The sequence below is a fragment of the Rhizomonospora bruguierae genome (assembly GCF_018397995.1).
GTDB classification, from domain to species: domain Bacteria; phylum Actinomycetota; class Actinomycetes; order Mycobacteriales; family Micromonosporaceae; genus Rhizomonospora; species Rhizomonospora bruguierae.
This window is the reverse complement of the sequence record NZ_BBQH01000016.1, coordinates 38,081-63,841: the sequence shown is the minus strand read 5'-3', so window position 1 is coordinate 63,841 and position 25,761 is coordinate 38,081. Positions and strand designations below refer to the sequence as shown.

The following is a 25,761-nucleotide window of genomic DNA, read 5'->3' as shown; positions in this document are numbered from 1 at the left end:
ACATGGGACTGAGGCAGCACACGGGACCGCTCCTGGCGGCGGTTATCGCGGCGCCGTTGGCGCTCGCCGGCTGTACGGGCAAGGATTTGGTGCCCGGGGTGAAGCCGGCAGCTCCCGACGTCGCGGTGAGCCCGGCCACCGGAGGGCAGAAGGTTCCCATCAGCGCAGAAATCGGCACGAAGGTGACACACGGCAAGGTCGCGGCGGTGACGGTCACCGACGCGGCGGGCGCGAAGCTGGACGGCACGATGCGGCCGGACGGCTCCGCGTGGGTGCCGAGCAAGCCGCTGAAGTACAAGCAGCGGTACTCGGCGACGGTGACCGCGCGCAACGACAGCGGTCAGAGTTCGACGGCAACCACCCAGTTCACGACGATGAATAAGCCGGACAAGAGCACCACGACATTCAGCTACCTGCGTACCGGCGAGGCGTACGGCGTGGCCATGCCGGTAGCGGTGTCGTTCGATCCGCCGGTGCCGAAGGCGCAGCGCGCGGCGGTGCAGAACCGGCTGTGGGTGGACACCACGCCGAGCCAGCCGGGCGTCTGGTCGTGGGTGCCGGACGGCTCGCAGGTGTACTACCGGGCGCAGGACTACTGGAAGCCGGGCACGAAGATCAGCATGCGCGCCGGCCTGGCGGGCCTGCCGATGGGCAACGGCCAGTACGGGGACAAGGACTGGACGGCCAGCGCCTCGGTGGTCCAACACCCGGTCTTCCTGTCCATTGACGACAGGACCCACCAGATGACCGTGACCCGGGACGACAAGACGCTCAAGAAGATCCCGGTCAGCCTGGGCAAGTCGAGCACGCCCACGTCCAGCGGCAAGATGGTGATCATGGAGAAGTTCAACAGCACCATCTTCGACACCCGCGGTGAGCCCGACGGCGGGTACGTGGTGCAGGTGAACGACGCGCAGCGGTTGACCAACGGCGGCGAGTTCATCCACGCGGCGCCGTGGTCGACGGGCGACCAGGGCTACGACAACGTCTCGCACGGCTGCACCAACGTCTCCGATGAGGACGCCAACTACCTGATGAAGGTCACGCACGTCGGCGACCAGGTGACGATCAAAGGCACCGGCACGAAGCTGACCCAGGGCAACGGCTGGACCGCCTGGGACCTCAGCTGGCCGGAGTACGTGAAGGGCAGCGCCCTGCCGGTACCGTCCGAACTCGCGGCGGTGCACAAGCCGGCGCCGCCGAAGGCCACCACCCCGCCGCCGGCCGCGGCCGAGCGGTCCGGTGTCCCGGCGACCCCGGCGAACAACGGACGATGAACCCGACCGACGACCGGCCAATCGTGGTGGGCACCGACGACTCCGCCGGTGCCCACCGCGCTGTGGACTGGGCGCTGGACGAGGCGGCTCTGCTGGTGGCCCCGGTCCGCCTGACCCGGGCGCTGGAGTGGCCCGGCGTGGCCAACCCGCTGGTCCCGATCGCGGCCGGCTGGCCGGACGGCGAGGTCCGGCGCGGCGCGCAGCGCAGCCTGGACGCCGCGGTGGTCAGCGCCGGGGCGCGCCGGCCGGACGTGGAGGTCACCGGCGAGCTGTGCCCGGGGCAGGCGGCGGAGGTGCTGCGCGACCGGTCGGCGGAGGCCCGCATGCTGGTCCTGGGCGACGGGGGGCACGGCGGGGTGCGGGACTTCCTGCTCGGCTCGACCACCACGGCGGTGGCCAGCCACGCCGCGAGCCCGGTGGTGGTGGTCCGCGGCGAGGACCGGCAGGCGCCGGTGGTGGCCGGCGTCGACGGGTCGGACGGCTCGATGCTGGCGCTGGACTTCGCGCTGTCGCAGGCCGACGCCGCCGGGGTCAAGCTGCGGGTGGTCACCGCGTGGGCGCCGCCCCCGGGCGACGGGGTCCCGCCGCCGCTGACCGACCCCGACCGACTGACCGAGTCGGTGCGCAAGGCGCTGCACGAGCGGCTGGCCGGGCCCCGCGCCCGGTACCCGGACGTGGAGGTCGAGGAGAGCTTCGTCTACGACCGCCCGGTCAACGCGATGCTCGACGCGGCCGAGCGGGCGCGGCTGGTGGTGGTCGGCTCGCGCGGCCACGGCGGCTTCGCCGGGCTGCTGCTCGGCTCGGTCAGCCGCGCGCTGATGAACCACGCCTCCTGTCCGGTCGCGGTGGTCCGCGGCACCTGAACCGGCCGCGCGGCAATCCCCGGTGCCGGGGGCGTCGACCTTCGGCGCGAGGTGTTGACTTAAGACGGGTGTCACCGGGCGCGATCGCCCCGGGACACTCGTCACCGTGGACGCCCCTCGCATCGTCGTCAGCCGGCCCCGGTGGGTCACCTCGCTGGTCTGGACCGTCCCGCCGGCCGCCGGCGCCGCGGCCGGTTGGCTGCTCGTCCGCGCCGCCGGTTGGCTGCTGGACCTGCGCTGGCTGCCACTGCGGCTGGTGTTCCGGCTGATCCACGCGGTGCCGGAGCCGGCCGCCACGCTCGGCGCGCTGGCCCTCGGCGGCGTCGCCGGGCTCGCCCTCTCGTACGCCGCGCACCGGGACAGCCTGACCGTCGCCGTGGACTGGGACGTGGTGGCCACGAGCCGGCCGGGCGGCGAGCCGAACAGCCGCGCCCGCCGCGCCGTCGCGGCCGCGTTTCTGGACGGCAAGGATCTCGTGCTGCTCGGTCCGGACGGCGCCGAGCTGACCCGCGAGGCGTGTGACCTGGACGCCGGGCCGCTGGCCGCCGCGTTCACCGCGCGGGGCTACCCGTGGCGCCCGGACGGCGACCCGTTCGCCGACGCGTACCGGCGCTGGGTGCCCGGCGAGCCGGCCCTGCCCGTCGGCGCCGACGCCCTGTTCAGCGCCCGGGAGCGCGCCCAGCGGGCCGGCGAAAGCGCGGACGTGGCGGAGCTGCGCGGCGAGCTGGCCCGGCTCGGCGTGGTGGTCCGGGACGCGAACCGGCGGCAGTACTGGCGGCTCACCGGGCCCGCGGAACCGCGAGCCGAACCGCCGGCTACTCGCCCGTCGTCCCGTCCATGATTTCCCGGGCCACGTCCAGGTGCCCGGCGTGGCGGGCGTACTCCTGGAGCACGTGGAACAGGATCCAGCCGAGCGTGGGTGCCTTCTCCGGGGTGGGGAACCGGCCGCCCAGCGCGGCCCGGCGCGCCAGCGGCACCCCCGCCACGATCTGCCGGGACCGCTCGCACTGCTCGGTGAAGCGCTCCAGCGCCTGCGCCATCGTCACCTCCGCAGGGACCTGCCAGCGCCCGTGCGGCCCGGCGCCGGGGCCGTTGTCGCCCCAGGGCTCGGGCGTCGGCTCCGCCAGGAAGCCCCAGCACAGCCACCGCCGCTCCACCCACATCAGGTGCACCACCAGCTCCAGCGGTGACCAGCCGGACGGGACCACGCTGCGCCGCGCCTGCTGCTCGGTCAGCCCCGAGAGCTTGCGCAGCACCGCGGCCCGGTAGAAGTCGAGGTACCCCGCCAGCAGGTCGGCGGGGTCGGCCAGGGTGCGGGGCGGCTCCTGCACCGCGGGTCCACTGTTCGGCATGGGGCGGATGCTACGGCCGGGGTACGACGGGCCGAAGAAATTATCCGGGCGGATTACCACCCTCGGTGTTACTCGGGACCGCTGGCGTGACGCCTGTGCCGCGGGAGGTGGAAGCGGTGGCCGGCGGGTCGGCGGCCGCCTTGCTACCGGGTGACCGGCCAGTACCCTCGACCCGTGCCTCGTCCGCTGGCCGTCAAACCGACGGCGCGGGGCACCGCCGAGTCGCGCACCCGCGCGAGCCGGGGACCCAGGTTCCTGGGGTGAATCCGCGTATCGCACGCGGTAGGGCGCTCTTTCCCGCCCGAACCCGTCAGCTAACCCGGTAGGCGTCGTGGAAGGAGTTCCTCGGTGAACGCTATTCGCACGCTCCGGGACGCCCTGGAGGGCAACCGGCTGAAGGTGGCGGCCACCGCCGCCGGCCTGCTGTCCGTCTTCTCGCTCGGCGCCATCGCCGACGTGACCCGCGGGCAGACCGCCCCGCCGGTGGGCGGGGACACCTCGATCGCGGCGATGACCCTCGACCGGATCGAGCGGCCGGCGGAGCGGGCGCAGCGCCCGGCGCCGGTGGCCAAGCAGCTGAAGTACGACTACCAGGCCCAGATCAACGGCTGGTACTGCGGGCCGGGCGCCACCCGGATCGCCGTCTCGTCCCGCGGGTACTTCCCGGACCAGGAGACCGTGGCCGGCCGGCTGGGCACCACGGTCAACGGCACCGACTCGATCGACGACGTGACCCGGGTGCTGAACATGTACGGCACCGACCGGTACGGCAGCCGGCACATCGGGCCGCGGGCCAGCCAGTCCGACACGGAGCGGATGCGCGACGACGTGGTGCAGTCGATCACCTCCGGGTTCCCGGTGGTGGCGAACATCGCGGGCGCGGCCTCCGATGTGGATGGCGTCGTGCACGACTACCCGGGCGGGCACTACCTCACGATCGTGGGCTACCGCGACAACGGCAACCAGGTGAGGATCGCCGATCCGGCGTACGTGAACGGCCAGGCCAGCTACTGGATGGACTACAGCGCCGCGGCGCAGTGGACGCAGACCCGCGGCTACTCCGCCCTCTGAACCGGCGCCTTGGCCCACTGACCCGCGGAGCCGACCGGGAGACCGGCCGGCGGGTGGACCGTAGGGCGGAGCGCACCGCGGCCAGCACGGCCGGCACCCCGATGTCGGCCATGCAGGCCGGCCTCGCCGCCCGTACCGCCGCCCGGACGACCGGGCACTTCGCCGTCCACCAGCACGGCTGTTCGGTGATGGCGGTCGGGCGGCGGTGCGGGCACCCCGGCATCCCCTGGATGTCCACACCGGACGCTGGTCTGTCCACATCGGATCTGGGGGTCGTCAGCCCGTAGCGCCGGGCGTCGGTGGGGCCGAACAGGCCCACGGTCGCGGCGCCGACGGCGGCGGCGATCCGCAGCGGGCCGGTGTCCGCACCGACCACGACGCCGCCCCGCCGGGCCACGGCCGCGAACGCCGCCGCCAGGTCCCGCAGGTCGCCGCCGAGACGGCCGCCCCGGACGGCGCCGGCACCGGGCGGGGCGACGGTCAGCACCGGGTGGCCGGTGCGGCGCAGCGAGGCGGACAGGTCCCGCCAGCGCCGCGTCGGCCACCGCTTGACCGCCATGCCGGCGCCCACGACCAGCACGACCGGCGGCGGCCGGCGCCCGCCCGGCAGCGCCCGCTCGCCGCGCCGCAACTCCCGCTCGCTCAACCGGATCCGCGGCGCGCGGGGCACCACCCCGAGCCCCTCGGCGCGCAGGATCCGCAGGTACCGCTCCCCCACCCGCTCGTCCGGCGGCGGGTTCCGCCACAGGTCGGTGACGCACCGGGCCCCGGTCGCCGTCAGCAGCGCCGGAATCCCGTCGTACCGGGTGGTGGTGACCGCCAGATCGGGCCGGCGGCGGGCGACGGCCTCGGCCACGGCGGCGCGCTCCGCGCCCGGGCCGCCGTGCCGGGGCGTGCGGACCTCGGCCACCGCGGGGTCGCCGCGCAGCAGCGCGGCCCCGGGCTCGTGGGTGACCACCCGCAGCCGCGCGGCCGGGTACCGCTGCGCCAGGCCGTGGATGACCGGCAGCGCCATCACCAGGTCGCCGATGCCGCCGAGCAGGTCCACGACCAGGACGTCGGTCACCGGCGACTCGCCAGGCGGCTCCACGACGGGCGGTTCGGGGGGCGGCTCCACCACCGGCGGTTCGGGGGGCGGCTCCACCACCGGCGGCTGCGGCGGCGGTTCCACCACCGGCGGCTCGGGCGGCGGCTCGACGAGGGGTGGTTCGGGCGGCGGATCAATGACCGAACCCTTCCCGATCAGCGACTCAGCCGGCGGCGTCACGGGCCGGCTCCAGGTCCAGCAGCATGTCGTACAGGTCGCGGTGGGCGGTCGCCACGTCGCACCAGCGGCGCCCGGCGACCAGTCGCGCGCCGCCGTCGGCGAGCCGGCGGCGCAGATTCCCGTCCCGCAGCAACCGGTCGACCGCGGCGGTGACCGCGGCCACGTCCCGGCGTCGCGGGATGACCGCCACGGTCGCGCCGTCGACCAGGTCCGGGTCGGGGCGGTACGGCACGGTGACCGCGGTCGGCAGCCGGTGCGCGAGCGTGGTCAGCAGCGCCCCGCTCTTCGTCGTGACGCCCTCACCGAATGGCAGCACCGCCGCCTCGCACGCGTGCAGCGCCGCCGACACGTCCGCCGCCGGCAGGTACCCGGTGAACGTGATCGCATCGGCCACCCCCTGCCGCACGGCCAGCGCGGCCAGGTCGGCCCGGTACGCCTCGGCCTGCTCCCGCGGCAGCGCCTGCGAGGTGAAGCCGCCGATCACCAGCGTGTGCAGGGTGGGGTGTCGCCGGCGCAGCTCGGGCAGGGCGGCCAGCAGGTAGCGCAGCCCCTTGACCGGGTGCACGAAGCCGAAGAAGGCGATGAGCCGGGCGTCCGGCGGCACGCCCCAGCGGGCGCGCAGGGCCGCCGCGCGGTCGGTGGCCCCGGCGTCGGAGACGTTCGGCGCGATGGGGACCAGCACCGGCGCCCGGCCCGTGCGCTCGCGCAGTTCGGCGGCGTGCCCGGCGTTCGTCACCACCACGGCGCGGCTGTCGCGCACCAGCCGGCCGCTGTCCCGGTCCCAGCCGCTGGCCCGCTCCCACCACCGGGGGCCGCCCGGCCGCCCGTACTCGTGCAGCGTGGTCACCAGCGGCACGCCCCGGCCGACCAGCAGCGGGAGCAGCCCCGCCGCGCCGGTGAACCGGTACGCCGACGGGGCGAACTGGACATGGACCAGGTCCGGGCGCAACATCCGCACCCCGGCGGCCGCCCGCCACGCCGCCCGCCACCAGTCGGCCGCCTCGAAGCGGTCGCCGGCGCCGGCCCGCGGGCAGACCATCACCGGCGCCACCTCGACCCGCACCGCCGACAGCGCGCCGACGAGCCGGTACAGGTAGTCCGCGACGCCGTCCCGGGTGGGGTCGGCCGCACCGTGCACCATGGCGACCCGCAGCTGCCTCACCGCAACCGCGTTCCCGCCGGCCGGCCGGGCAAACCGTTAGTCAGCCGGGCGGGTGGGGTAGCCGCCCCCGCGTGACGCTCGAACACCCCGCCGCGCTCGCCTCGCCGCCGATCCGCTGGCGGGACCTGCGGGCGATCCTGCTGATCCGCACCGACAACCTGGGCGACGTGGTGCTGGCCGGTCCCGCGCTGCGCGCCCTGCGCCGGGCCGCGCCGTCCGCCCGGCTGGACCTGCTCGCCGCGCCCGCCGGCGCCCCCGCGGCGCAGCTGCTGCCCGAGGTGGACGGGGTCATCGCCGCATCGGTGTCGTGGCAGCAGACCGGACCGGTCACCGGACCCCCGGCCGACGACCGCCGGCTCGCCGAGCGGATCGCCGCCGGCGCCTACGACGCGGCGGTGGTGCTCACCTCGTTCTCCCAGACGCCGTGGCCCGCCGGCTACCTGTGCCGCGAGGCGGGCGTACCGATCCGGGTGGGTACCTCGAAGGAGTTCGGCGGTGCCGGGCTGACCCACTGGGTGCCCGCCCCGCCCGACCCGCTGCACCAGGTCGACCGCAACCTGTACCTGCTGGAGCGGGTGGGCGCCCCGGCCACCGGTCGGCACCTGCGCCTGAGCATCCCCGCCGGCGCCACCGCCGCGGCCGGCCGCGCCCTGCGGGCGCGCGGCGCGGACCCCGCCCGCCCGTACGCGCTGATCCTGCCCGGCGCCTCCTGCCCCGCCCGCAGCTACCCGCCCGACCGGTACGCGGAGGTGGCCGCCCTGCTGGCGGCCCCGGCCCGCGGGCCGGGGCTGCCGGTCGTGGTGGCGGGCACCGCCCGGGAGGCCGGGCTGGTGAACCGGGTCGCGAAGCCGGCCGGCGCGGTCGCGGTCGCCGGCGACCTGGACGTGCCGGCGCTGGCCGCGGCGATCGCCGGTGCCGCGGTCGTGATCTGCAACAACAGCGGCGGCGCGCACCTCGCGGACGCCGTCGACACGCCGGTCGTGGTGCTGTTCGCCGGCACCGAGGAGGTCGAGCAGTACCGGCCCCGGGGCACCGCCGCCACGGTGCTGACGATCCCCACCGGCTGCGCGCCGTGCCGCCAGTTCGCCTGCCCGTACGCCCAGGACTGCCTGGCGGTGCCGCCGGAGCGGGTCGCCGCGCAGGCCGCCCGGGTCGCCACCGGCCGGCGCCACCCCGGGGTGTCGGGGGCGGTCCCGGGGCCGATCTCGGGGTCGAAGGCGTCCCGGCGGGTCAGGGTAGGGCCGGGGTCCGTCCCCGATGTTCTCGGCGCCACCCTGGCGGACACTGGTTATCGACGGGCACGACCGCCCGCGCGACCGCCATCGGGAAGGAAAGCCCAGCCATGAACGACGTGCACCGCACCTTCCGCGACCAGGGCCTGGTCCGGCCGACCGAGGGCCGCCTGCTCGGCGGCGTCGTCGCCGGACTGGGCCGCCGCTTCGGTATCGACCCGTGGCCGGCCCGGCTGCTGTTCCTGCTGATCCTGATGGTGATTCCGGGCAGCCAGATCATCATCTACCCGATCCTGTGGATCCTGATGCCCGCCGAGCGGCCGGTCGCGTACACCTACCCGGCCCCACCGACGTCCGGCACGTCCGCCTGACCGAGCGGCCCGACCCTTTCCCGGGGCGGGCCGTTTCCGGCTGTGCCGGCCAGCGCCGGGGTCACCCGGTCGGGAGCCCACCCGCCCGGATGACGCCCCTGTACCAGAGCGCGCTGTCCTTCGGCGTGCGCACCTGGGTCGCGTAGTCGACGTGCACGAGTCCGAAGCGCTTGCCGTACCCGTAGGCCCATTCGAAGTTGTCCAGCAACGACCAGACGAAGTATCCGCGCAGGTCGACGCCGGCCGTGTACGCCTCGTGCGCGGCGGCGAGATGGGTGCGCAGGTACCCGATCCGCTCCTGGTCCCGTACCCGCCCGTCCGGGTCCACCCGGTCCGGGTAGGCGGCGCCGTTCTCGGCCACGTGCACGGGCAGGTCGCGGTACTCGTCCCGGATCCGCAGCAGGATCTCCCGCAACCCCGCGGGATCGATCGACCATCCCATGCCGGTCACCGGACCGGGTGTGCGGTGGAAGGTGATGTCGCTCGCGGCCGGGTACGGCGTGGTGGGGTCCGGCTCGGGGCGGTTCCCGGCGACCAGGTCGGGCTGGTAGTAGTTCACGCCGAGGGCGTCGACCGGCGTGGCGATGGCGGCCAGGTCCCCGTCGCGCACGAACGACCAGTCGCTGACGCGGGCGGTGTCCGCCAGCACGTCGGCCGGGTAGCCGCCCCGGAACAGCGGGTCCAGGAACAGGCGGTTGAGCAGGCCGTCGATCCGGCGGGCGGCGTCCACATCGGCCGGCGCGGGGGTGAGCGGGCGCACGACGCCCAGATTCAGCGCGAGCGACACCGGCGCCCCGGGCGCGGCGGCCCGGAGCGCGTCCGCCGCGAGCCCGTGCGCCAGCAGCAGGTGGTGCGCGGCGGCCAGCGCGGCGGCGTGGTCCCGGCGACCGGGTGCGTGCGCCCCCGACCCGTACCCGAGAAACGCCGCGCACCACGGCTCGTTGAGCGTGTGCCACAGCCGCACGCGGTCGCCCAGGCGCTCGGCCACCGTGGCGGCGTACTGGGCGAAGCGGTGGGACGTGTCGCGGGCGGGCCAGCCACCGGCGTCCTCGATCGTCTGCGGTAGGTCCCAGTGGTACAGGGTTGCCACCGGCGCGATCCCGGCGCCGAGCAGTTCGTCGACCAGCCGGTCGTAGAAGTCGAGGCCGGTGCCCAGCACCCGCGGCCAGGAGACGGAGAAGCGGTAGGCGGTCAGGCCCAGGTCGGCCATCAACGCGACGTCCTCGCGGTAGCGGCGCCGGTGGTCCGCGGCCCGCCGGCCGGTGTCGCCGCCGTCGACCCGGCCCGGTCCCGTCGAGAAGGTGTCCCAGATGGACGGTGCGCGGCCGTCCTCGGCCACGCCGCCCTCGATCTGGTAGGCGGATGTCGCCGCGCCCCACCAGAAGTCCGGCCGGAACCGCTGCGGGCCCGGGGCCGGCGCCACACGCGACACCGCCAGTGCGCTCATCCGATCGCCACCTCTCTCGCGTGCCGTCGCGCCGCACGGCCTCACCGGCCGCACTGACCGCGCTCGTGCGATGCCGCCCGGAGCCAGGATCGGGAGGCGGGCGGGCGGCGGCCCCGGCGAGGCCGGGGCCGCCGCCCCAATTGGAGAGCGCTCTCCAATCCGCACCCAGCCTCGCCGCCCCCGCCCGCGCTGTCAAGGGCGCTTTCGCACGCTTGGCACGGCATGGCAATGGATCGAACTTCTTGACACCACGGAAACCGCGGCGTCACACTGCCGCCTGTGGAGAGCGCTCTCCCTCCCCCTCCGCTCCCCCACCACCGAGAGGCAGGCGACCTCGTGAACCGCACACCCTCGCCGCCCGCGCTGCGGGCGCTGCTATCGGTCCTGCTCGCGATGCTGGTCGGCGCGTACGTGATGGTCGTGTCGCCGGGCGCCGGCGCGGCGGAAACCCTGCTCTCCCAGGGCCGGCCCGTGACCGCCTCATCGATCCAGGGCGACGATCTGACCGCCGCCAACGCCGTCGACGGGAACCCGGGCACCCGCTGGTCCAGCCAGTTCAGCGACCCGCAGTGGCTGCGTGTGGACCTGGGCGACACGGCCACCGTGAGCCGGGTCGTCCTCCAGTGGGAGGGCGCGTACGGCACCGCGTACCAGATCCAGACCTCCGCCGACGGGAACGCCTGGACCACCGTCTACGCCACGACCACCGGGACGGGCGGCACGCAGAACCTCACCGTCAGCGGCACCGGCCGGTACGTGCGCATGTACGGCACGGCGCGCAACAGCGGGTACGGGTACTCGCTGTGGGAGTTCCAGGTCTTCGGCACGCCGGCCGGCGGGACCCCACCGGCCGGCTGCGGAACCGCCAACGCGGCGCTGGGGCGGCCCGCCACGGCCTCCTCGACCGAGGGCGCCGGCACGCCCGTCGCCGCCGCGTTCGACGGCGACGCCGGCACCCGGTGGTCCAGCCAGTTCAGCGACCCGCAGTGGATCCGGGTGGACCTCGGTGCGGCGCAGCCGATCTGCCGCGTCGTGCTCGTGTGGGAGGCGGCGTACGGCAGGGCGTTCCAGATCCAGACCTCCGCCGACGCGAACGCCTGGACGAGCGTCTACTCCACCACCACCGGCACCGGCGGCACGCAGACCCTCGACGTCTCCGGCACCGGCCGGTACGTACGCATGTACGGCACGGCGCGCAGCGGCGGGTACGGGTACTCGCTGTGGGAGTTCCAGGTGTTCACGGGGGCGACGGGCGGCGCAACCACGCCGCCCCCGACGACCACCCCGCCGCCCGGCAACTGGACCACCGTGTGGAGCGACGACTTCACCGGCGCCGCGAACACGTCGCCGTCGTCCGCGAACTGGCTGCTGCGCACCGGCACCCAGTACCCCGGCGGCGCGGCGAACTGGGGTACCGGCTCGGTGGAGACCGCCAGCGCGTCTATGTCCAATGTGTACCTGGACGGCGCCGGCCGGCTGAACATCCGGGCGACCCGCGACGGCGCCGGGAACTGGACCTCCGGCCGAATCGAGACCCAGCGCGCCGACTTCGCTCCGCAACCCGGCGAGCAGCTGCGGTTCAGCGCCGTGCTGAAGCAGCCCGACGTGGCCAACGGCCTCGGGTACTGGCCCGGCTTCCGCGCCACCGGCGCCGCCTACCGGGGCACCTTCACCAACTGGCCGGGCGTCGGCGAGACCGACATCATGACCGACGTCAACGGCCGCGGCCAGCTCGCCCAGACGCTCCACTGCGGCACCGCACCGGACGGGCCGTGCGCCGAATACAACGGGCGTACAAGCGGGCTGGCCAGCTGCGCCGGCTGCCGGACGGGCTTCCACGAGTACACCCAGATCATCGACCGGACCAGGACGGACGAGGAGATCCGGTTCTACCTGGACGGACGGCAGACCTGGGTGGTGCGGGAGAGCCAGGTCGGCGTGACGGCCTGGCAGGCGGCCGTGCACCACGGCTTCTACCTGCGGCTGGACCTGGCGATCGGCGGCTCCCTGCCCACCGCGATCGCGGGGTCGACCACGCCGACCGGCGACACCACGTCGGGCGGCATCCTGAGCGTCGACTCGGTGACCGTGTCCCGGTCCGCCGGCACGACCCCGCCGGCGATGACCGATCCGGCGACCCCGGCCGGCCCGAGCCTCGTCAAGGTGACCGGGAGCCAGGGCAACTGGCAACTCCAGGTCAACGGCGCGCCGTACGAGATCCGGGGCCTCACGTACGGGCCGCCGCAGGGCGCCGCGGACGGGTACATGCGCGACCTGAAGAACATGGGCGTCAACACCATCCGCACCTGGGGCGTCGACGACGCCGCCACGCCCACCCTGCTCGACCGGGCCGCCCAGCAGGGCATCCGCGTCATCGTGGGCCACTGGCTGAACCAGGGCGCGGACTACGTCAACGACTCCGCGTACAAGACCTCGGCCAAGACCGAGATCGTGAACCGGGTCAACGCGCTGAAGAACCGGCAGGGCGTGCTCATGTGGGACGTGGGCAACGAGGTCATCCTCACCATGCAGGACCACGGGCTGCCCGCCGCCGAGGTGGAGGCGCGCCGGGTCGCGTACGCGAAGTTCGTCAACGAACTGGCGGTCGCCATCCACGCCGCCGACCCGAACCACCCGGTCACCTCCACCGACGCGTGGACCGGCGCGTGGGGGTACTACCGGCAGTACTCCCCCGACCTGGATCTGCTCGCGGTGAACGCGTACGGGGCCATCGCCACCGTCAAGTCCGACTGGATCGCGGGCGGGTACACCAAGCCGTACGTGGTGACGGAGGCCGGCCCGGACGGCGAATGGGAGGTGCCGAACGACGCCAACGGCGTACCCACCGAGCCGACCGACCCACAGAAGCGGGCGATGTACACGGCAAGCTGGAACGCCATCAGGTCCCACCCCGGCGTGGCACTGGGCGCCACCGAATTCCACTATGGGCTCGAGAACGACTTCGGCGGGGTCTGGCTCAACACGTACACGGGCGGCTGGCGCCGGCTCGGCTACCACGCGCTGCGCCAGGCGTACACCGGCCAGGCGTCGGCGAACACCCCGCCGGAAATCTCCGCCATGACCGTGTCGACGCCGACCTCGGTACCCGCCGGCGGCACGTTCAACGTCGGCGTCACCGCCAGCGACCCACAGGGCGACCTGATCCGCTACAACCTGATGGCCAGCGACAAGTACATCAGCGGCGGCACCGGGTTCAGCAACCTCACCTTCACCGAGACCGCGCCCGGCCAGTTCACCGTCCGGGCGCCGGATCGGCTCGGCGTCTGGAAAATCTACGGCTACGCCTTTGACGGGCAGGGCAACGTCGGCATCGAACAGCGCTCCATTCGGGTGGTGCCGCCGACCATCCCGGGCACCAACGTGGCGCTGAACAAGCCCGCCACCGCCTCCTCGTACCAGCCGACCGGCACCGACGGCGCGCAGACCCCGAACCGCGCGGTCGACGGCGACTACGGCACCCGGTGGGCCAGCGAATGGGTACCCACCGCCTGGCTCCAGGTGGACCTGGGCGCCGTCACCTCGTTCACCCGCATCCTGCTGGCCTGGGAGGCGGCGTACGCGACGGCGTACCAGGTCCAGGTGTCGAACGACGGCGCCTCCTGGACCACCATCTACTCGACGACCAGCGGCGACGGCGGGTTCGACGACCTCGCGCTCACCGGCTCCGCCCGGTACGTACGGGTCAATGGCACGCAACGGGCGACGACGTACGGGTACTCCCTGTGGGAGGTCGGCGTCTACCGCTGACCGGTGCCGGGGTGGCGGGCGGGCCAGCGCCCGCCACCCCTCACCCACCCGCCCTGCGCCCCGGCCCGACCCGGCCCCGAGCGACAAGGCGCCAGATCCGTACCAAGATCGCCGCCCGCGCCGGCCGACGAGATACGCGTCGCCGCGTACCGGGTTGGCCGCGCCCAGCAAGGAGAGCGCTCTCCATCCGCTGTGCTATAAATGCCGGCATGGCGCTGGGGTCGGGTGGGGGCGGTGACTCCGCAACCGGGTCCCGGCCGCCCACATTGGAGGACGTGGCGCAGCTCGCGGGCGTCTCGCGGGCCACCGTGTCGCGGGTCATCAACGGCATCCGGAACGTCAACCCGGAACTGCACAAGGTGGTCTGGAACGCGGTCGGGGTCACCGGCTACGTCCCCAACCGCGCCGCCCGCTCGCTCGTCACCGGCCGCACCGGCACGGTGGCGCTCGTCGTCTCCGACTCCGTGCGCCACGACGACGACCCGTTCATGAGCCGCTTCTTCGCCGACCCATTCTTCGGTCGGGTGGTCGGCGGCCTGCTCAGCGTCCTGCGGCCGGGCGGCGTGCAACTCGCCCTCCAGTTCGTCGGGGACCGGGAGTCCCGCGAGCGGCTGATCGGCGACCTGCGCCAGGGCCGGGCCGACGGCGCCATCGTGCTCTCGCTGCACCCGCAGGACGGCCTCCCCGGCATGCTCGTCAACGCCGGCATCGCGGCCGTGCTGATCGGCCGCCCGGCCACCCCCGCGCCGATCAGCTACGTGGACCTCGCCAACGACGCCGGTGCCGCCCTCGCCGCCGACCACCTCTACGCCGCCTGCGGCCGCCGCCGGATCGCGATGATCAGCGGCCCGGCCGAGGTGCCCGCCAGCCAGGACCGCATCGCCGGCTTCCGCCGCGCGCTGGCCCGGCACGGGCAGCCCTTCGTGCCGTGCGTCGAGGGCAACTTCACGTACGACAGCGGCGAGCGAGCCATGCGCCACCTGCTGAGCGAGCGCGCCGTCGACGGTCTCTTCGTGGCCAACGACCTGATGGCCCAGGGCGCCCTGATGGTCCTGCGGGACGCGAACCTGCGGGTCCCGCAGGATGTCGCCGTGGTCGGCTTCGACGACAGCAGCGCCGCGCTCGCCGCCCGGCCCACCCTGACCACGATCCGCCACCCGCTGGAGGACATGGCGGCGGAGAGCGCCCGCATGCTGCTGGCCCGCGTCGCCGACCCGGCGACCGACCCGTCCTCTGTGATCTTCGAGCCGACCCTGGTGGTCCGCCAGTCCGCGTGAGGTGGTACCCGCTACGCCTGGCCCGCGAGCGACGCGGCCGCCTCGGGGTCGACCTCGACCCGGACGCGACCCGCCGACTGCTCGGCCGACAGGTAGGCGGCCACGGCACGCAGGGCGTGGTGGGGCCCGGCGCCGCGGCCGGCGAGCGCCGCGCGGTGGCCGGCGAGGACGCCGCGATGCCCGTGGCGGGCGTGCGCCGCGAGTCCCGCGGCTACGTCGACCACATCGCCGCCGCCCGCGCCTTCGGCCGCCTGCCGGCCCTGGCCGCCGCGCTGAGCGCGCCTCCTCACCTGTCCTAGCATCGGGTGGCCGATTCCCCACGACTTCAGATCATCGTTCGTGAGCCTCGGCTTCGCGTCCTGAAGATCACCCCCTCATCGGGTCTCACGCAGCATCACCGCGCGGTTGCGCGGAATAGCTAAGCGGGGAGCCCGGGACGGATGGGCGGTGCCTACTGCCCCGGATTCGCGGCGAACAGCTCCGCCATGTCGTCGGCATGGATGATGAGGAACGCCGCCACCGCGCCGGCCGTCACGGCCACAAGCAGGTCCTGAGGCCGGACCGGGGGTGCGGGTGGCAGCGCGGCTGCGGTCCCGGCTGCGGCAAGTAGCAGCACGTTGCGGACCAGGTGTGACACGCCAAGCGGCCGGTGCGCCGACCCGAAACAGGCGCAGCCTGCCCGTACGCCGCGCCGTAGCGTAATGGCGATCCCGACGGTGAGGGTGATCAGCAATATCGCGGTAGCCGTGAGCGCCACCGCGGTCATGGCTACCGCGCCGGGCAACCCGGCCCAGCCGGCGATAAGCGATGCGAGCAGATCGGCGGCCACCATCAGTTCGCCAGCGGTGAGCGCGGCTGCGACCCCCCGGACCGACCGTGCGGGAAGGAACGGCAGATCGCCCAGTGACGCGGCGAACGTCCGTTGCGCGTCGGGGCCGCGAAGCTTACTCGCCCCGGAGGTGGCGAACACCACCACGAGCGTGACGATCAGGCCGGTTGACAGGTGCGTCATCGACATCGTCCTTTCTCTTCCAGACCGGGCCTGTCAGGAAGGGTGGAGTCGCCGGATACCGATCCCGAGGACCAGCCGGGCGTCCACATAGCCGCAGCTGCGGGAGTCGTGGCTATCCGCAGTGTTGTCGCCGAGAACCACGAGCCGGTGCCGTGGCACCCGTTGTTCGGCGGTGTACCGAAGCGCGGGGAACTGTGTGCGCGGCACCGGATCACCCGGCACCGAATGCACCCGCTTGATGATCCATTCCCGGGCGCTCGTCCGGGCAAAGGGTGTGATACCCAGTCGCGGCACGCTGTGCGGGCGTTCGACGACCACGACCTGCCCGCGGCGGATCCTGGTGATCGGCCGGCGCCACACCAGGACCCGATCACCGTCGTGGTATGTGGGCATCATGCTGGTGCCGTGGACGGTGACGACCACGAGTTTCCACCGCACGAGCCACCATGCGCAGCCGACCAGGACCAGGGTAGACGGGAGGGCGTACATCATGATGTCACCATCCGGGCGGGCTCGGTGGCACCGGTGAGGTAGCCGCTGGCCTGCAGATTGAACAACCGCCGGTAAACGCCGTCGGCTGCGATCAGTGCGTCGTGGCTGCCCTGCTCGGCGATGCGGCCGTCGTCGAACACGACGATGCGGTCCGCGTCGCGTACCGTGTTGAGGCGGTGGGAGATCAGCAGCCTGGTCCGGCCAGCACCGTGCGCGCGCAACCGCGCGTGGATCGCGGCCTCCGCATCGGCGTCGAGGCCCGAGCTGGGTTCGTCGAGGATGAGCAGGTCCGGATCGGAGCGCACCAACGCACGGGCGAGGGCCAGGCGTTGCCATTGCCCGCCGGAGAGCACGACGCCGGTCTCCGGTCGGCCCTTGTCGCCGTGGCCGGAGAAGATCCTCGTGAGCAGCGTGTCGTAGCCCTTGTGGAGCCTGACCAGGTCGTCGTGGATGTGTGCATGCCGGGCGGCGCACTGGATTCGGTCGGGGTCGTGCTGTGCGGAGAGGTTGCCGACGGCGATGTTGTCCGCAGCGGAGAGGTCGTACCGCATGAAGTCCTGGAACACGACGCCGACCCGACGGCGCAGGTCCGCGGGGTCGAGTTCGCGCAGGTCGACACCGTCCCAGGTGATGGCGCCTTTCGTCGGGTCGTAGAACCGGCAGAGCAGCTTCACCAACGTGCTCTTCCCGGCACCGTTCGGGCCGACGAGTGCGACCGCCGAGCCGCGCGGTATGCGGAGGTTGACGCCGCGAAGTGCCCACGGATGGTGGTCGCTGTACCGGAACCAAACGTCGTGCAGCTCGATGCCATCGAGCAGCGGCGCCGCAGACCGTGTCCGGGCCGGCGCCGGCAGATCCGACGGGGTGTGCAGCACATCGTCGTAATGCTGGAACAGCAGCAGCGCCGCGTAGACCGAGCCGACCTGCACGGCGGCGACGGTCAACGCGGACTGCACCCCGGCGATCACGGCGATCAGGATGGAGACGTCACCGACGGTCAGTGCGCCCGATGCTGCCTGACGCACTCCCCAGATGAGGCCGGCACCTGCGACCGTCGCGGCAAAGACGCCGAGCGCCAGCTGCCAGCGCAGCTCACGCCGGTCCACGGTGCGCTGTTCGCGATGGATGGTGGACAGTTCGGCGAGCATTCGGGTGGCGAAGTGCCGGCCCAGGCCGAAGAGACGGATCTCCTTCGCGGCGGCCACGCTCGACAGCAGCTCAGTGTAGAAGATGTCGCGGCGCTCCGGCTGGCCGAGCCGCCACGCGACAGCGGCTCGGCCGCGGTTCATCAGTAGTTCTACACCGAGCGCCGGCAGCGCCGCCAATATGATCACTGCGACCATCCACGGGCTGAGCACCACGAGGGTGCCGATGAACCCGACCAGGGTCAGCCCGGCCTGGCCGATGCCGATCAGGCCGGTGAATGCCTGACGCGGTGCCGCCCGGGTCGCTTGCTGGGCAAGCTGGAGCCGGTCGTGGAACACCGGGTCCTCCAGCCGAGCCAGGCCGGCCAGCCTATTGACGGCGATGAAGAGCCGGTCCCGCATCACCCGGGCCGTGCGCCGCTCCACCTCGTGGTGCGCGTAGCGGGACAGGTGCGGGACGCCGGCCACCACGACACCGAGGACGGCAAGCCCGAGCGCCAGCGGCGCCGCGTGCGGCAGCGCGGCGCTCCCTGACGCCGCGACGGCGTCGAGCACCAGTTTGGTCAGCCAAGCCGCGGCAGCCGGCGCGCCGGCGGCCAGCAACGCCGCCGCGACGAGAACAATCATCGCGGACGGGGCTGCTGCCCAGACGAGGTGGAGACAGTCCCTGACGTATCGCCCGGGGCCCCGGCCGACGGCGGGCGGCGGCGGACCGGGTATGTCGATGCCGGTCATGTCAGCGCCGGTGCCGGAAGATCGGCGACGCGGTGGCCGGTGGCGGTGACGATGCCGTCGTGGCCGACCTGCGCGAAGGACGGGTAGCTGCGCACGGCGAAGGCGGCGGTAACCGGCCCGCCGTCGGGCTCCATGACGACGCGGGCGAACGGGCTGAGTCGCGCGACGTACTCGTCGCGGTGCGACGCGCCAGCGACGACGACGAGTACCCGTGACCGGCCGCCCGGCATCGCGGCCGCGCGATCGACGAAGGCCGGCGTCTCCTCCTGGCAGGGGCGGCAGTCCGCGGCGAGGAACGCGACGAGCGCACCATCGGCAACGGCATCCAGGGAGACGGTTTCGCCGTCGATGGTGGTGGCCGAGAACGGCCCGGGAGCCTGGCCCGGCGGCAGCATCGTGGGTGTGCCCTCGCCGAACGGGCTGGTGAGACGGGATAGCCGGGTGCTGTGCTCCCGTAGCCGGCGCACGATGCCGACGGCAAGCACGAGATTTATAAGTGTCACCACTCCTACCAGCGCGGTGACGGCGTCGCCTAGGTCCATCCGAGGTGCCCTCTCTCGACAGGGCCGCCCGACAGCTCGGGCGGCCCATCCGGCGAGGCTGCGTTCAGCAGCCGCAACCGATCCAACCGGTGACGTTGCAGATCGCACCCTGCGACGAGTAGACGCAGGTGATCTCCAGCTCCTGGCGCCAGAAGATGGCGCACCGGTTGTTGCTGCAGGTGATTCCCTTGTAGGTTTCGGCCGCCGCCGGGACCTTGGGGACCAGGCGGTCGACGAGCCGATCGGTGAACGTGAGCATGCTCCTCATGGGATGCCTTCCTGGGTTGTGCGCGGATGACCGGAGGCGGGCGATCGGGGTGGCCACAACGATCTGCCAGCGGTCTACGGGACGGTCTCGGCCACCCTCGTCTGGTCCTCCTCTCCTTCGATCTGCGACTGCCCTCGCCCGGCGTGACCGCCGTGCGCCTCGGCCGGCAGTTGGGCGCTCACCAGCGCCGCGTAACGGCCGCCGGCCGCGACGAGGTCGTCGTGCCGGCCACGCTCCACCACCCGGCCGCGCTCCACGACGAGGATCGTGTCGGCGTTGACGACGGTGCTGAGCCGGTGCGCGACGACGATCCGGGTCGCCCGCAGCCGGGCGAGATTCGCGTGAACGCGGGCCTCGGTGTCCGCATCCAGATGGCTGGTGGCTTCGTCGAGCACCAGCAGCCGTGGCCGGGTCACCAGCGCCCGGGCGAGCGCCAGGCGCTGCTGTTGGCCACCGGACAGGCCGCCGCCGCCCTCGCCGAGGGGAGTGGCGTAGCCCAGCGGCATGCCGGCGATGTCGTCGTGGAGGCAGGCGAGCCGCGCCGCGTCAACGATCGCTGAGAGCGGAGTGTCCGGTGCGTTGATGGTGAGGTTCTCCAGGATCGAACCGCTGTAGACGGCGGCGTCCTGCACGACGATGCCGCATTGCCGTCGCACGCAGCGCACGTCGAGGCGTCGCAGCGGTACGCCGTCGAATCGGACTTCGCCCTCATCCGGCTGATAGAGGCCGACCAGCAGCCGGGCAAGGGTGCTCTTGCCGGAGCCGGTGCGTCCGACGATGGCGATGTACCCACCGGCCGGCACGTCCACATCGACGTCGATCAACGCGGGCGGCGCGTCCGGCTGGTACCGGAACGTGACGTCGTGCACCTGCACGGCGCCGCTGATCTCGACCGTGTCCAGCGGTGCTCCCTCAGGCTGCTCCGGCGGCTCTTCCAACACGTCCCGAAGGCGATCGATGTGGGTGCCGACGAGTTGGAAGCTCTGGTACACCTGGGACAGCGAAGTGATCGGTGACAGTGCCATGCCGGCGAGCAGGTTGGCCGCGAGCATCGTGCCGAGCGACAGGTTCCCGGCCAGCACGGCATGTGCACCGACGAGCAGCAGGACGATCGGCATGCCGACCCGGGTGAGATCGAGCAGCGCGTCCATGGTGTTGCGCAGCCCGCCCTGGCTGACAGTTGCGCCCAACTGCTGACGGTAGAGCCGGTTCCAGCGGGACAGTGCCACATTTTCGGCGCCCGCGGCCTTGAGCGACTCGATACCGGTCAGCGCCTCCACGAGGCGGCTCTGCGCCGCGGCCATCGCGGTCAGCTCACGGTCGGTGGCCCGGCGGATCGACGGCGCGTAGGCCAGCGCCACCAGCACCTGCAGCAATGCGACGCCCGCCACGAGCGCGGCCAGCGGCGGCCACACCCGCCAGAGCAGGACGGCGTAGACCACCGCCGACGCGGTGTCCAGCACCAGGGTGAACACATGCGTGGAGACGACCTCGCGCAGCATGGCACTGCTGGACATCCGGGTCAGCAGGTCACCGCTGGTGCGTAGCTGGAAGTACCGGTACGGCAGTCGGAACACATGGCGCAGGAAGGCCGACATCATGCCGTGGTCGAGCCGGGTACGCAGGCGCAGCAGCAGTTCCCGGCGCAGGTATCCGACGAGGCTCTGGCCGACGATCAGTGCGGCAGCCGCGGCGGAGAGCACGACCATGGTGTCGCCCCGGCCGGCCTGCACGACATCGTCGACGACATAGCGGGTCAGCAGCGGTGGCACCAGGCCGACCAGGGTGAGGACGACGGACGCGACCAGGATCATCGCGAACAGTGCGGGCCGGTGGGGCAGATAACGCCACACGAACCGGACGAGCCCGGCGTGGTCGCGGCGGGCGGGGACCATCCGCACGGTCGGAGTCATCTCCAACACGACGCCGCTGAACCCGGCATCGAACTCCGTGCGTTCGAGCCTGCGGCGGCCGACTCCCGGGTCCACGATGTCGGCCCGGGTCGGGCTCCAGCGCTCCAGCACGACGAAGTGGTTGCCATGCCAGTGGATCAGGGCGGGCAGCCGCACCCGGTCGAGGGCGCCCGGTGCGCAGCGGAGCGCGTTCACACGTAGGCCCAGTTCGTCGGCAGCGCGGACGAGCGCCGCTGCCGTTGTGCCGTCGCGACCGACGCCGAGGCGTTCACGCAACTCCCGGACCCTGGTCGGGCGACCGAAGTAGCTCGCGATCATGGCGAGTGCCGCCGCGCCGCACTCCGCCATGCTGGCCTGCAGCAGCACCGGTACTCGGCGCCGGAAGACACCCATCACGCCTCCGCCACGATGTCGGTGAACAAGGAGCGCCGGCCCAACACCACCGTGAGGTCGGCGATCTCGGCCGGCGGCGTGGGCAACGCGACGACCACAACGCCTTGTGGCGGGTCGCCGGGCCGTGGTGCCCACGGCCGTACCGCGACGACCCGCCCCGGCACCGGACCTGTCCGGGTGTGTGCGGTGACCGCCGCGCCGACGAGTTCCTGCGGGTCCTGCCGGGCGGGAGCGACGGCGAGCACCTCGACGCCGACGACGTCGACCGGCACGAGCCGGACCTGCCACGGGACCCGCACACCGGCGCCGATGCCGACTAGAAGGGCCATGGCGGTGACACAGAGGATGATGGCCCGCACCGGCGGACGCAGCTGGCGCTCCAGAAGGTCGCCGCCGTCCGGCGCGTCAGGGCCGGCGGCATCGGTCATCCCACGCACCTCGGTCCGGCTATCCACGGCTGCCCACCGGCGGATCGAGGAGCAACAGTGACGGGAGGCCCGGATCGACCAGGCGAAGAAACTGATAGCCGATGCCGGCGAGGCCGTACATGAGGCCGGGGATGTCCTCGACACCGGGCACCCCGGTACGCCAACCGCGCTGCAAGCCGTCGCGGGCCACGGTCTGGGCCAGGGTCAGGCACCGCCGCACCGCTTCGTCGTCGCCGCGTCGGCGGGCCAGCGTCAGCGGCAGTTCCAGGTTGCCCAGCGTGCCGTGGCAGGGCGCGTCCGTGCCCAGCCCGACCAGCATGGGCTGCGCGTCGGCATCGGTGCTGACGAGGTTCCGCCAGACCGCACGTTCCGCCACGGCGAGATCGTCGGCGGCGCCCGCATGCAGGTCGGAGAGGCCGGGGTGGTCGAGCACCGCGAACCGGGACAGGCCGATCCCGGCCGCGCCGTGACACCATGCGACCAGCGGCACGCCACCACCGCCGCGGGCCTGGTCGCGAAGGTCCGGCCAAGTGCCGGCGGTGTCGTCGCGTACCGCCCGTTCGTAGCGGAGGGCGCCGGCAACCGCCTCGGCGAAGCCCAGTCCCGGGACCAGCCGGTCAAGGCGGGCGAGGGCGAACGCCACCCCGGCGGCGCCGTGGGCCATACCGGTGAGCGGACTGTGGTCGAACCGCGCCGGCCAGGCCAGGCCGCCACGAGCGGCGACCGCGGTGTCGAGCAGGCGCCGGCCCGCCGCGACCGCCACGTCCACGGCTTCGTCCGAGGGACGGGTCCGGTCCAGCACCAGGGCGGCGACGATCGCGCCAGCCGCACCGGACACCAGGTCGGCAGACGGATCGTCGGCAACGTAGCGGCGCAACACGGGCAGCAGGGCCTCGGCGGCATCGAGGAAGTCGGGCCGATGGTGCAGCGCGCCGGCGTGGGTGAGGTAGTACATCGTGCCGCCGAACATGCCGAACACGCCGGCGTCCGCGGTGCGCCGCAGCAGCGGCGGCAACGTGCCGCGGCGGGTCACCTCGCGGGCGATCTCCCCGCCGACGAGATGCGCGCGGGCGGCGACCGCCTCAGCAGCGGCGAGGGCCGTCTCGGCGATCTCGGGGTCACCGGTCAGTGCCGCCACCGTTGACAGGAACAGGCCGATGCCCGCGACACCCGAGTAGAGGTCCGCCGGTGCGGCATCCACCGCCCAGTGCACATCCTCGATGAGACGCATGGTGATCCAGCCGATGTCCGTGCCGAGCCGGACCGCCGACGCGCACACCCGGCGGGCCAGCATCGCGGCCAGTTCATGCGCCTCGGCAGGACTCAGCGGAGCGTTGACCAGCGGGCTCGGCACCGGCGGAGCGAGCGTGGAGACCGGACCGCTCTGCAGGGAGGCGAACGCCTGGCGGATGAGCAACGTCTGTGCGGCGAGGTCGGGCTCACCGAGCCCGCGGACGTGCTCGGTGACCTCGGCGAGCGAGGGACGGTCCAGGGCGTCCGGGATTCGCTCCCCGCGGCTGTTCCACAGGTCACGGGAGTCAGGCCGGGCGGCGAAGTACGGGATGTCGCCGGCACGCAGGTCCGCGAACTCGGATACCACGAGGCGCTCACTGAGGCTGCCAGGGTCGACGCCGAACGCGAGGCGGAAGAACGTCCTGTCCCGGTCCGCCGCGTTGCGCAGGTAGTCCGGATGCAGGCTCTGGCCGAGCAGCCGCGCGTAGTACGACGTAGGCCGGGAAATGTACCGGACCGGCACCGTTGCGAACCGGTCCAACAGGCCGCCCGCCCCCAACCAGGCGTCACGGTCGGCGCAGATGGCCTGGTACGCCCAGCTGAAGCCGTCGAGCACATCCTGCTGGTAATGCCGCGGATCTGCGAGCCGACCTGCCACGCGCAACCGGCTGGCGCCGTTCACGGCCACCGGCGCCCGCTGGTCGACAAGCCGCATGGCATCGGTGCCGGCGTCGGTGGGCGTGGGCACGGTGAACGGCGTCAACTGCCGCTCCGGCACGCCGATGGCGCTGAAGTCAAGCACCGCAAGCCCCCGCTCGCCGGGCACGAAAAGCTTCCGGGGCAGCAGGCCGATGGAGGTCACGCCGCCGGCGATGGCGGCGGCCGCGGGATCGTTCCACGGCATCGCCGGTCGGGCAGGGGCGGGGTGCAGCAGGGTCTCCAGATCAACGAGCACCGGGTACGGCCCCGCAGCGATCAGGTTCTCCGTGTGCGCGTCGGTCGCGCGGACCGCGTAAAGCAGGGCGAGCAGGGCACCGGTCCGCCAGTAGTGGGCCTGTGCCTCGCCGCGGTCGGCACACTCCCCGGCGGCAATGAAGCCCGCCCAGCCGCGGTCGCCGGTGGAGGGCGGCGAGACGACGACCGGGGTGACGAGATCGTGTCTCGGTCCGCGCCCGTTGAACCACGCGACCACCGCATGCCACGCCTCGTCCACGGCCAGGGAACGCGGCTTGTAGACGACCCGGCCACCGGCAAAACTCACGATCGCGACGCTTCGGCCCCCCCGATGCCGGTCACCGGCTCCGAACTCGACTGCCTGACAGTCGCCCAACGACGCGTCGTCGCCGAACGTCCCGTCCAGCAGCGGGAGGTCCTGCACCAGGTGCCGGGCGAACGCCGTGCGTGATTCGACCCAGCCCTGGAAGACGTCGTGCAGGTACCGAAGCAGGACCGGATACTCGACCCAGAACTCATCCGCGGCCATGTCGAGCCGCCGCACGAAGTCGGCGAACCGGGCTTCGGGCGTGTCGCCGGCGAGTTCGCCACGCACCCGTGCGACGTTGAGCTCCAGCACCATCGTCGGTCCGAGTGCCGTACTGAGTTGCTCCGCCGGCCACTGGGCGGCGAGCAGTGCCGGGAGGCCGGACAGCCGCTGCCGCGATTCTCCGGCCGGCAGCGCGTCAGCGACGAGGTTGTGGAGTTGGCGCTGGAAGGCTCGTACGTACGGGCCGACGAGCCGGAGCAGGCCGAGCTGTCCGTCGGTGACCATCCAGGGCTCCGGCGGGCCCGGGTACGCCCGCGCCGCCGTCATATCCCGCAGCCAGGACGGCTCTGTCGGGTCGTTCGGCACGGGCGGGCGGAGCAGGTCGTCGACGCCGAGGCCGAACATCCCGGCTGCCCGGGGTAGTTCCGCCCCGTCGACGGGCACGTTCAGCACGTCGGCGAAGCCGCTCAGGTCCGGCGTCGGGCGGCGGGCGCCGTACGGTGCGGTGGTGGCCCGTTCGCCCAGTCGCAGTGCCCGGTGCCATGACGTCGAGCCGGGCGTGGTTTGGTCAGCGACGGTCATCTCTTTTTACTCGTCCCATCGACGGTGACACGTGGTCTGCGGGGAGTCCGGCAGAGACCTGGGGTTCCGCGGGCCCACGGGAGGCGGCGGGCCCGCGGAACAGGTGACTGCGTCAGGCGCGGTCACGCCGGTCAGTCAGGTCGCTCAGTAGCAGATGTATATAGCGGTGCAGGGCAGGATTGTGGTCCCCCCGGTGAGCGTCATGTACCAGTTGCAGCAGCCGAGGGTCGCGATCCAGGCGGTGCCGGCACCGCCGATGGCCTCCAGCTCCGCGTCGTCGATCCGCTCCAGACCCGGCTCGCCGGCCGGGTGCATTGGCAGCGATTCGCGCTCGGCGACCGGAAGGCCCGCTCGGTACTGTGGGTCCTTCCACGCACGTGCAATGTCCATAGGGGACTCCTTGGTCGATGATGAGTTCCGGCAGCTCGCGGCGAATGTCCGCTCGGTA

At 73.1% G+C, this 25,761-nt stretch carries 21 protein-coding genes, 1 pseudogene and 1 riboswitch; of the genes and pseudogenes, 9 read left to right on the top strand and 13 right to left on the bottom strand.

The genetic code is table 11. The features are described from left to right. The first annotated feature begins 2 nt into the window (after positions 1-2). The 3 genes from KJS59_RS07900 (at position 3) to KJS59_RS07890 (ending at position 2,981) form a co-directional block, all read left to right on the top strand. Positions 3-1,277 (top strand): L,D-transpeptidase, encoded by a 1,275-nt coding sequence (locus tag KJS59_RS07900; RefSeq protein ID WP_213451673.1) that lies wholly within the window; start codon positions 3-5, stop codon positions 1,275-1,277. Next, positions 1,274-2,140 (top strand): universal stress protein, encoded by an 867-nt coding sequence (locus tag KJS59_RS07895; RefSeq protein WP_213451672.1) that lies wholly within the window; start codon positions 1,274-1,276, stop codon positions 2,138-2,140. The genes KJS59_RS07900 and KJS59_RS07895 overlap by 4 nt, the downstream gene beginning before the upstream one ends. 106 nt (positions 2,141-2,246) lie before the next feature. Further along, the gene (locus KJS59_RS07890; protein WP_213451671.1) at positions 2,247-2,981 is read left to right on the top strand and encodes a YqeB family protein; all 735 of its coding nucleotides are present in this window, start codon (positions 2,247-2,249) and stop codon (positions 2,979-2,981) included. Here KJS59_RS07890 and KJS59_RS07885 read toward each other — a convergent pair. Continuing rightward, a complete protein-coding gene (locus KJS59_RS07885) occupies positions 2,956-3,492 on the bottom strand; it encodes a DinB family protein (RefSeq protein WP_213451670.1) in 537 nt (178 codons plus the stop codon). The genes KJS59_RS07890 and KJS59_RS07885 overlap by 26 nt on opposite strands. Before the next feature lie 205 nt (positions 3,493-3,697). Further along, positions 3,698-3,835, top strand: a riboswitch (cyclic di-AMP (ydaO/yuaA leader). Between the two features lie 5 nt (positions 3,836-3,840). Between KJS59_RS07885 and KJS59_RS30995 the strand changes: the two genes are divergently transcribed. Continuing rightward, a complete protein-coding gene (locus tag KJS59_RS30995) occupies positions 3,841-4,563 on the top strand; it encodes a C39 family peptidase (protein ID WP_249713960.1) in 723 nt (240 codons plus the stop codon). Between the two features lie 277 nt (positions 4,564-4,840). Here KJS59_RS30995 and KJS59_RS30990 read toward each other — a convergent pair. Continuing rightward, positions 4,841-5,578 (bottom strand): annotated as a pseudogene (locus tag KJS59_RS30990) (glycosyltransferase family 9 protein); the annotation flags it as partial. Between the two features lie 235 nt (positions 5,579-5,813). After that, on the bottom strand, positions 5,814-6,992 hold the full coding sequence (locus KJS59_RS07875) for a glycosyltransferase (protein ID WP_213451668.1): 1,179 nt from the start codon (positions 6,990-6,992) through the stop codon (positions 5,814-5,816). A gap of 71 nt (positions 6,993-7,063) precedes the next feature. Between KJS59_RS07875 and KJS59_RS07870 the strand changes: the two genes are divergently transcribed. Both KJS59_RS07870 and KJS59_RS07865 read left to right on the top strand, forming a co-directional pair. Continuing rightward, complete coding sequence (locus tag KJS59_RS07870) at positions 7,064-8,338, top strand: glycosyltransferase family 9 protein (protein ID WP_213451667.1); 1,275 nt, start codon at positions 7,064-7,066, stop codon at positions 8,336-8,338. Then, positions 8,335-8,595, top strand: a complete 261-nt coding sequence (locus KJS59_RS07865; protein ID WP_213451666.1) for a PspC domain-containing protein — start codon at positions 8,335-8,337, stop codon at positions 8,593-8,595. Before KJS59_RS07870 ends, KJS59_RS07865 begins: the two co-directional genes overlap by 4 nt. 61 nt (positions 8,596-8,656) lie before the next feature. On the opposite strand, the gene KJS59_RS07860 is transcribed toward KJS59_RS07865, so the two are convergent. After that, a complete protein-coding gene (locus tag KJS59_RS07860) occupies positions 8,657-10,042 on the bottom strand; it encodes a GH1 family beta-glucosidase (RefSeq protein WP_213451665.1) in 1,386 nt (461 codons plus the stop codon). A gap of 393 nt (positions 10,043-10,435) precedes the next feature. Between KJS59_RS07860 and KJS59_RS07855 the strand changes: the two genes are divergently transcribed. The 3 genes from KJS59_RS07855 to KJS59_RS07845 all read left to right on the top strand — a co-directional run bounded on the left by KJS59_RS07855 (position 10,436) and on the right by KJS59_RS07845 (position 15,386). Beyond that, positions 10,436-13,810: a discoidin domain-containing protein gene (locus KJS59_RS07855; RefSeq protein WP_213451805.1), complete on the top strand. Its 3,375-nt coding sequence runs from the start codon at positions 10,436-10,438 to the stop codon at positions 13,808-13,810. Between the two features lie 209 nt (positions 13,811-14,019). Continuing rightward, positions 14,020-15,087: a LacI family DNA-binding transcriptional regulator gene (locus KJS59_RS07850; RefSeq protein WP_213451664.1), complete on the top strand. Its 1,068-nt coding sequence runs from the start codon at positions 14,020-14,022 to the stop codon at positions 15,085-15,087. Further along, positions 15,084-15,386, top strand: a complete 303-nt coding sequence (locus KJS59_RS07845) for a hypothetical protein (protein ID WP_213451663.1) — start codon at positions 15,084-15,086, stop codon at positions 15,384-15,386. Before KJS59_RS07850 ends, KJS59_RS07845 begins: the two co-directional genes overlap by 4 nt. A gap of 152 nt (positions 15,387-15,538) precedes the next feature. On the opposite strand, the gene KJS59_RS07840 is transcribed toward KJS59_RS07845, so the two are convergent. The 9 genes from KJS59_RS07840 to KJS59_RS07800 form a co-directional block, all read right to left on the bottom strand. After that, positions 15,539-16,105: a MauE/DoxX family redox-associated membrane protein gene (locus KJS59_RS07840; protein WP_213451662.1), complete on the bottom strand. Its 567-nt coding sequence runs from the start codon at positions 16,103-16,105 to the stop codon at positions 15,539-15,541. 27 nt (positions 16,106-16,132) lie between these two features. After that, positions 16,133-16,591 carry a S26 family signal peptidase gene (locus KJS59_RS07835; RefSeq protein WP_213451661.1) on the bottom strand — a complete coding sequence of 153 codons (459 nt, stop codon included), beginning with the start codon at positions 16,589-16,591 and terminating at the stop codon, positions 16,133-16,135. Beyond that, complete coding sequence (locus KJS59_RS07830) at positions 16,588-18,363, bottom strand: ABC transporter ATP-binding protein (protein ID WP_249713958.1); 1,776 nt, start codon at positions 18,361-18,363, stop codon at positions 16,588-16,590. The genes KJS59_RS07835 and KJS59_RS07830 overlap by 4 nt, the downstream gene beginning before the upstream one ends. A gap of 104 nt (positions 18,364-18,467) precedes the next feature. Next, on the bottom strand, positions 18,468-19,013 hold the full coding sequence (locus KJS59_RS07825; RefSeq protein WP_213451659.1) for a redoxin domain-containing protein: 546 nt from the start codon (positions 19,011-19,013) through the stop codon (positions 18,468-18,470). A 64-nt stretch (positions 19,014-19,077) separates the two neighbouring features. Next, positions 19,078-19,281, bottom strand: a complete 204-nt coding sequence (locus KJS59_RS07820; RefSeq protein ID WP_213451658.1) for a hypothetical protein — start codon at positions 19,279-19,281, stop codon at positions 19,078-19,080. 74 nt (positions 19,282-19,355) lie between these two features. Further along, on the bottom strand, positions 19,356-21,587 hold the full coding sequence (locus KJS59_RS07815; RefSeq protein ID WP_213451657.1) for a peptidase domain-containing ABC transporter: 2,232 nt from the start codon (positions 21,585-21,587) through the stop codon (positions 19,356-19,358). Further along, a complete protein-coding gene (locus KJS59_RS07810; protein WP_213451656.1) occupies positions 21,587-22,015 on the bottom strand; it encodes a hypothetical protein in 429 nt (142 codons plus the stop codon). The genes KJS59_RS07815 and KJS59_RS07810 overlap by 1 nt, the downstream gene beginning before the upstream one ends. A gap of 19 nt (positions 22,016-22,034) precedes the next feature. Then, on the bottom strand, positions 22,035-25,313 hold the full coding sequence (locus KJS59_RS07805; protein ID WP_213451655.1) for a type 2 lanthipeptide synthetase LanM family protein: 3,279 nt from the start codon (positions 25,311-25,313) through the stop codon (positions 22,035-22,037). Between the two features lie 144 nt (positions 25,314-25,457). Next, positions 25,458-25,703 (bottom strand): mersacidin/lichenicidin family type 2 lantibiotic, encoded by a 246-nt coding sequence (locus tag KJS59_RS07800; RefSeq protein ID WP_213451654.1) that lies wholly within the window; start codon positions 25,701-25,703, stop codon positions 25,458-25,460. Between the last annotated feature and the right edge of the window lie 58 nt (positions 25,704-25,761).

What these genes read in the sequence shown, in the direction of transcription:
- KJS59_RS07840 (WP_213451662.1), bottom strand. Translation starts at nt 16,105, where the DNA reads ATGTCGATGACGCACCTGTCAACCGGCCTGATCGTCACGCTCGTGGTG.
- KJS59_RS07835 (WP_213451661.1), bottom strand. Translation starts at nt 16,591, where the DNA reads ATGATGTACGCCCTCCCGTCTACCCTGGTCCTGGTCGGCTGCGCATGG.
- KJS59_RS07805 (WP_213451655.1), bottom strand. Translation starts at nt 25,313, where the DNA reads ATGACCGTCGCTGACCAAACCACGCCCGGCTCGACGTCATGGCACCGG.
- KJS59_RS07800 (WP_213451654.1), bottom strand. Translation starts at nt 25,703, where the DNA reads ATGGACATTGCACGTGCGTGGAAGGACCCACAGTACCGAGCGGGCCTT.
- KJS59_RS07855 (WP_213451805.1), top strand. Translation starts at nt 10,436, where the DNA reads ATGCTGGTCGGCGCGTACGTGATGGTCGTGTCGCCGGGCGCCGGCGCG.
- KJS59_RS07810 (WP_213451656.1), bottom strand. Translation starts at nt 22,015, where the DNA reads ATGACCGATGCCGCCGGCCCTGACGCGCCGGACGGCGGCGACCTTCTG.
- KJS59_RS07820 (WP_213451658.1), bottom strand. Translation starts at nt 19,281, where the DNA reads ATGAGGAGCATGCTCACGTTCACCGATCGGCTCGTCGACCGCCTGGTC.
- KJS59_RS07815 (WP_213451657.1), bottom strand. Translation starts at nt 21,587, where the DNA reads ATGGGTGTCTTCCGGCGCCGAGTACCGGTGCTGCTGCAGGCCAGCATG.
- KJS59_RS07865 (WP_213451666.1), top strand. Translation starts at nt 8,335, where the DNA reads ATGAACGACGTGCACCGCACCTTCCGCGACCAGGGCCTGGTCCGGCCG.
- KJS59_RS07860 (WP_213451665.1), bottom strand. Translation starts at nt 10,042, where the DNA reads ATGAGCGCACTGGCGGTGTCGCGTGTGGCGCCGGCCCCGGGCCCGCAG.
- KJS59_RS07830 (WP_249713958.1), bottom strand. Translation starts at nt 18,363, where the DNA reads ATGATTGTTCTCGTCGCGGCGGCGTTGCTGGCCGCCGGCGCGCCGGCT.
- KJS59_RS07825 (WP_213451659.1), bottom strand. Translation starts at nt 19,013, where the DNA reads ATGGACCTAGGCGACGCCGTCACCGCGCTGGTAGGAGTGGTGACACTT.
- KJS59_RS07850 (WP_213451664.1), top strand. Translation starts at nt 14,020, where the DNA reads ATGGCGCTGGGGTCGGGTGGGGGCGGTGACTCCGCAACCGGGTCCCGG.
- KJS59_RS07895 (WP_213451672.1), top strand. Translation starts at nt 1,274, where the DNA reads ATGAACCCGACCGACGACCGGCCAATCGTGGTGGGCACCGACGACTCC.
- KJS59_RS07885 (WP_213451670.1), bottom strand. Translation starts at nt 3,492, where the DNA reads ATGCCGAACAGTGGACCCGCGGTGCAGGAGCCGCCCCGCACCCTGGCC.
- KJS59_RS07900 (WP_213451673.1), top strand. Translation starts at nt 3, where the DNA reads ATGGGACTGAGGCAGCACACGGGACCGCTCCTGGCGGCGGTTATCGCG.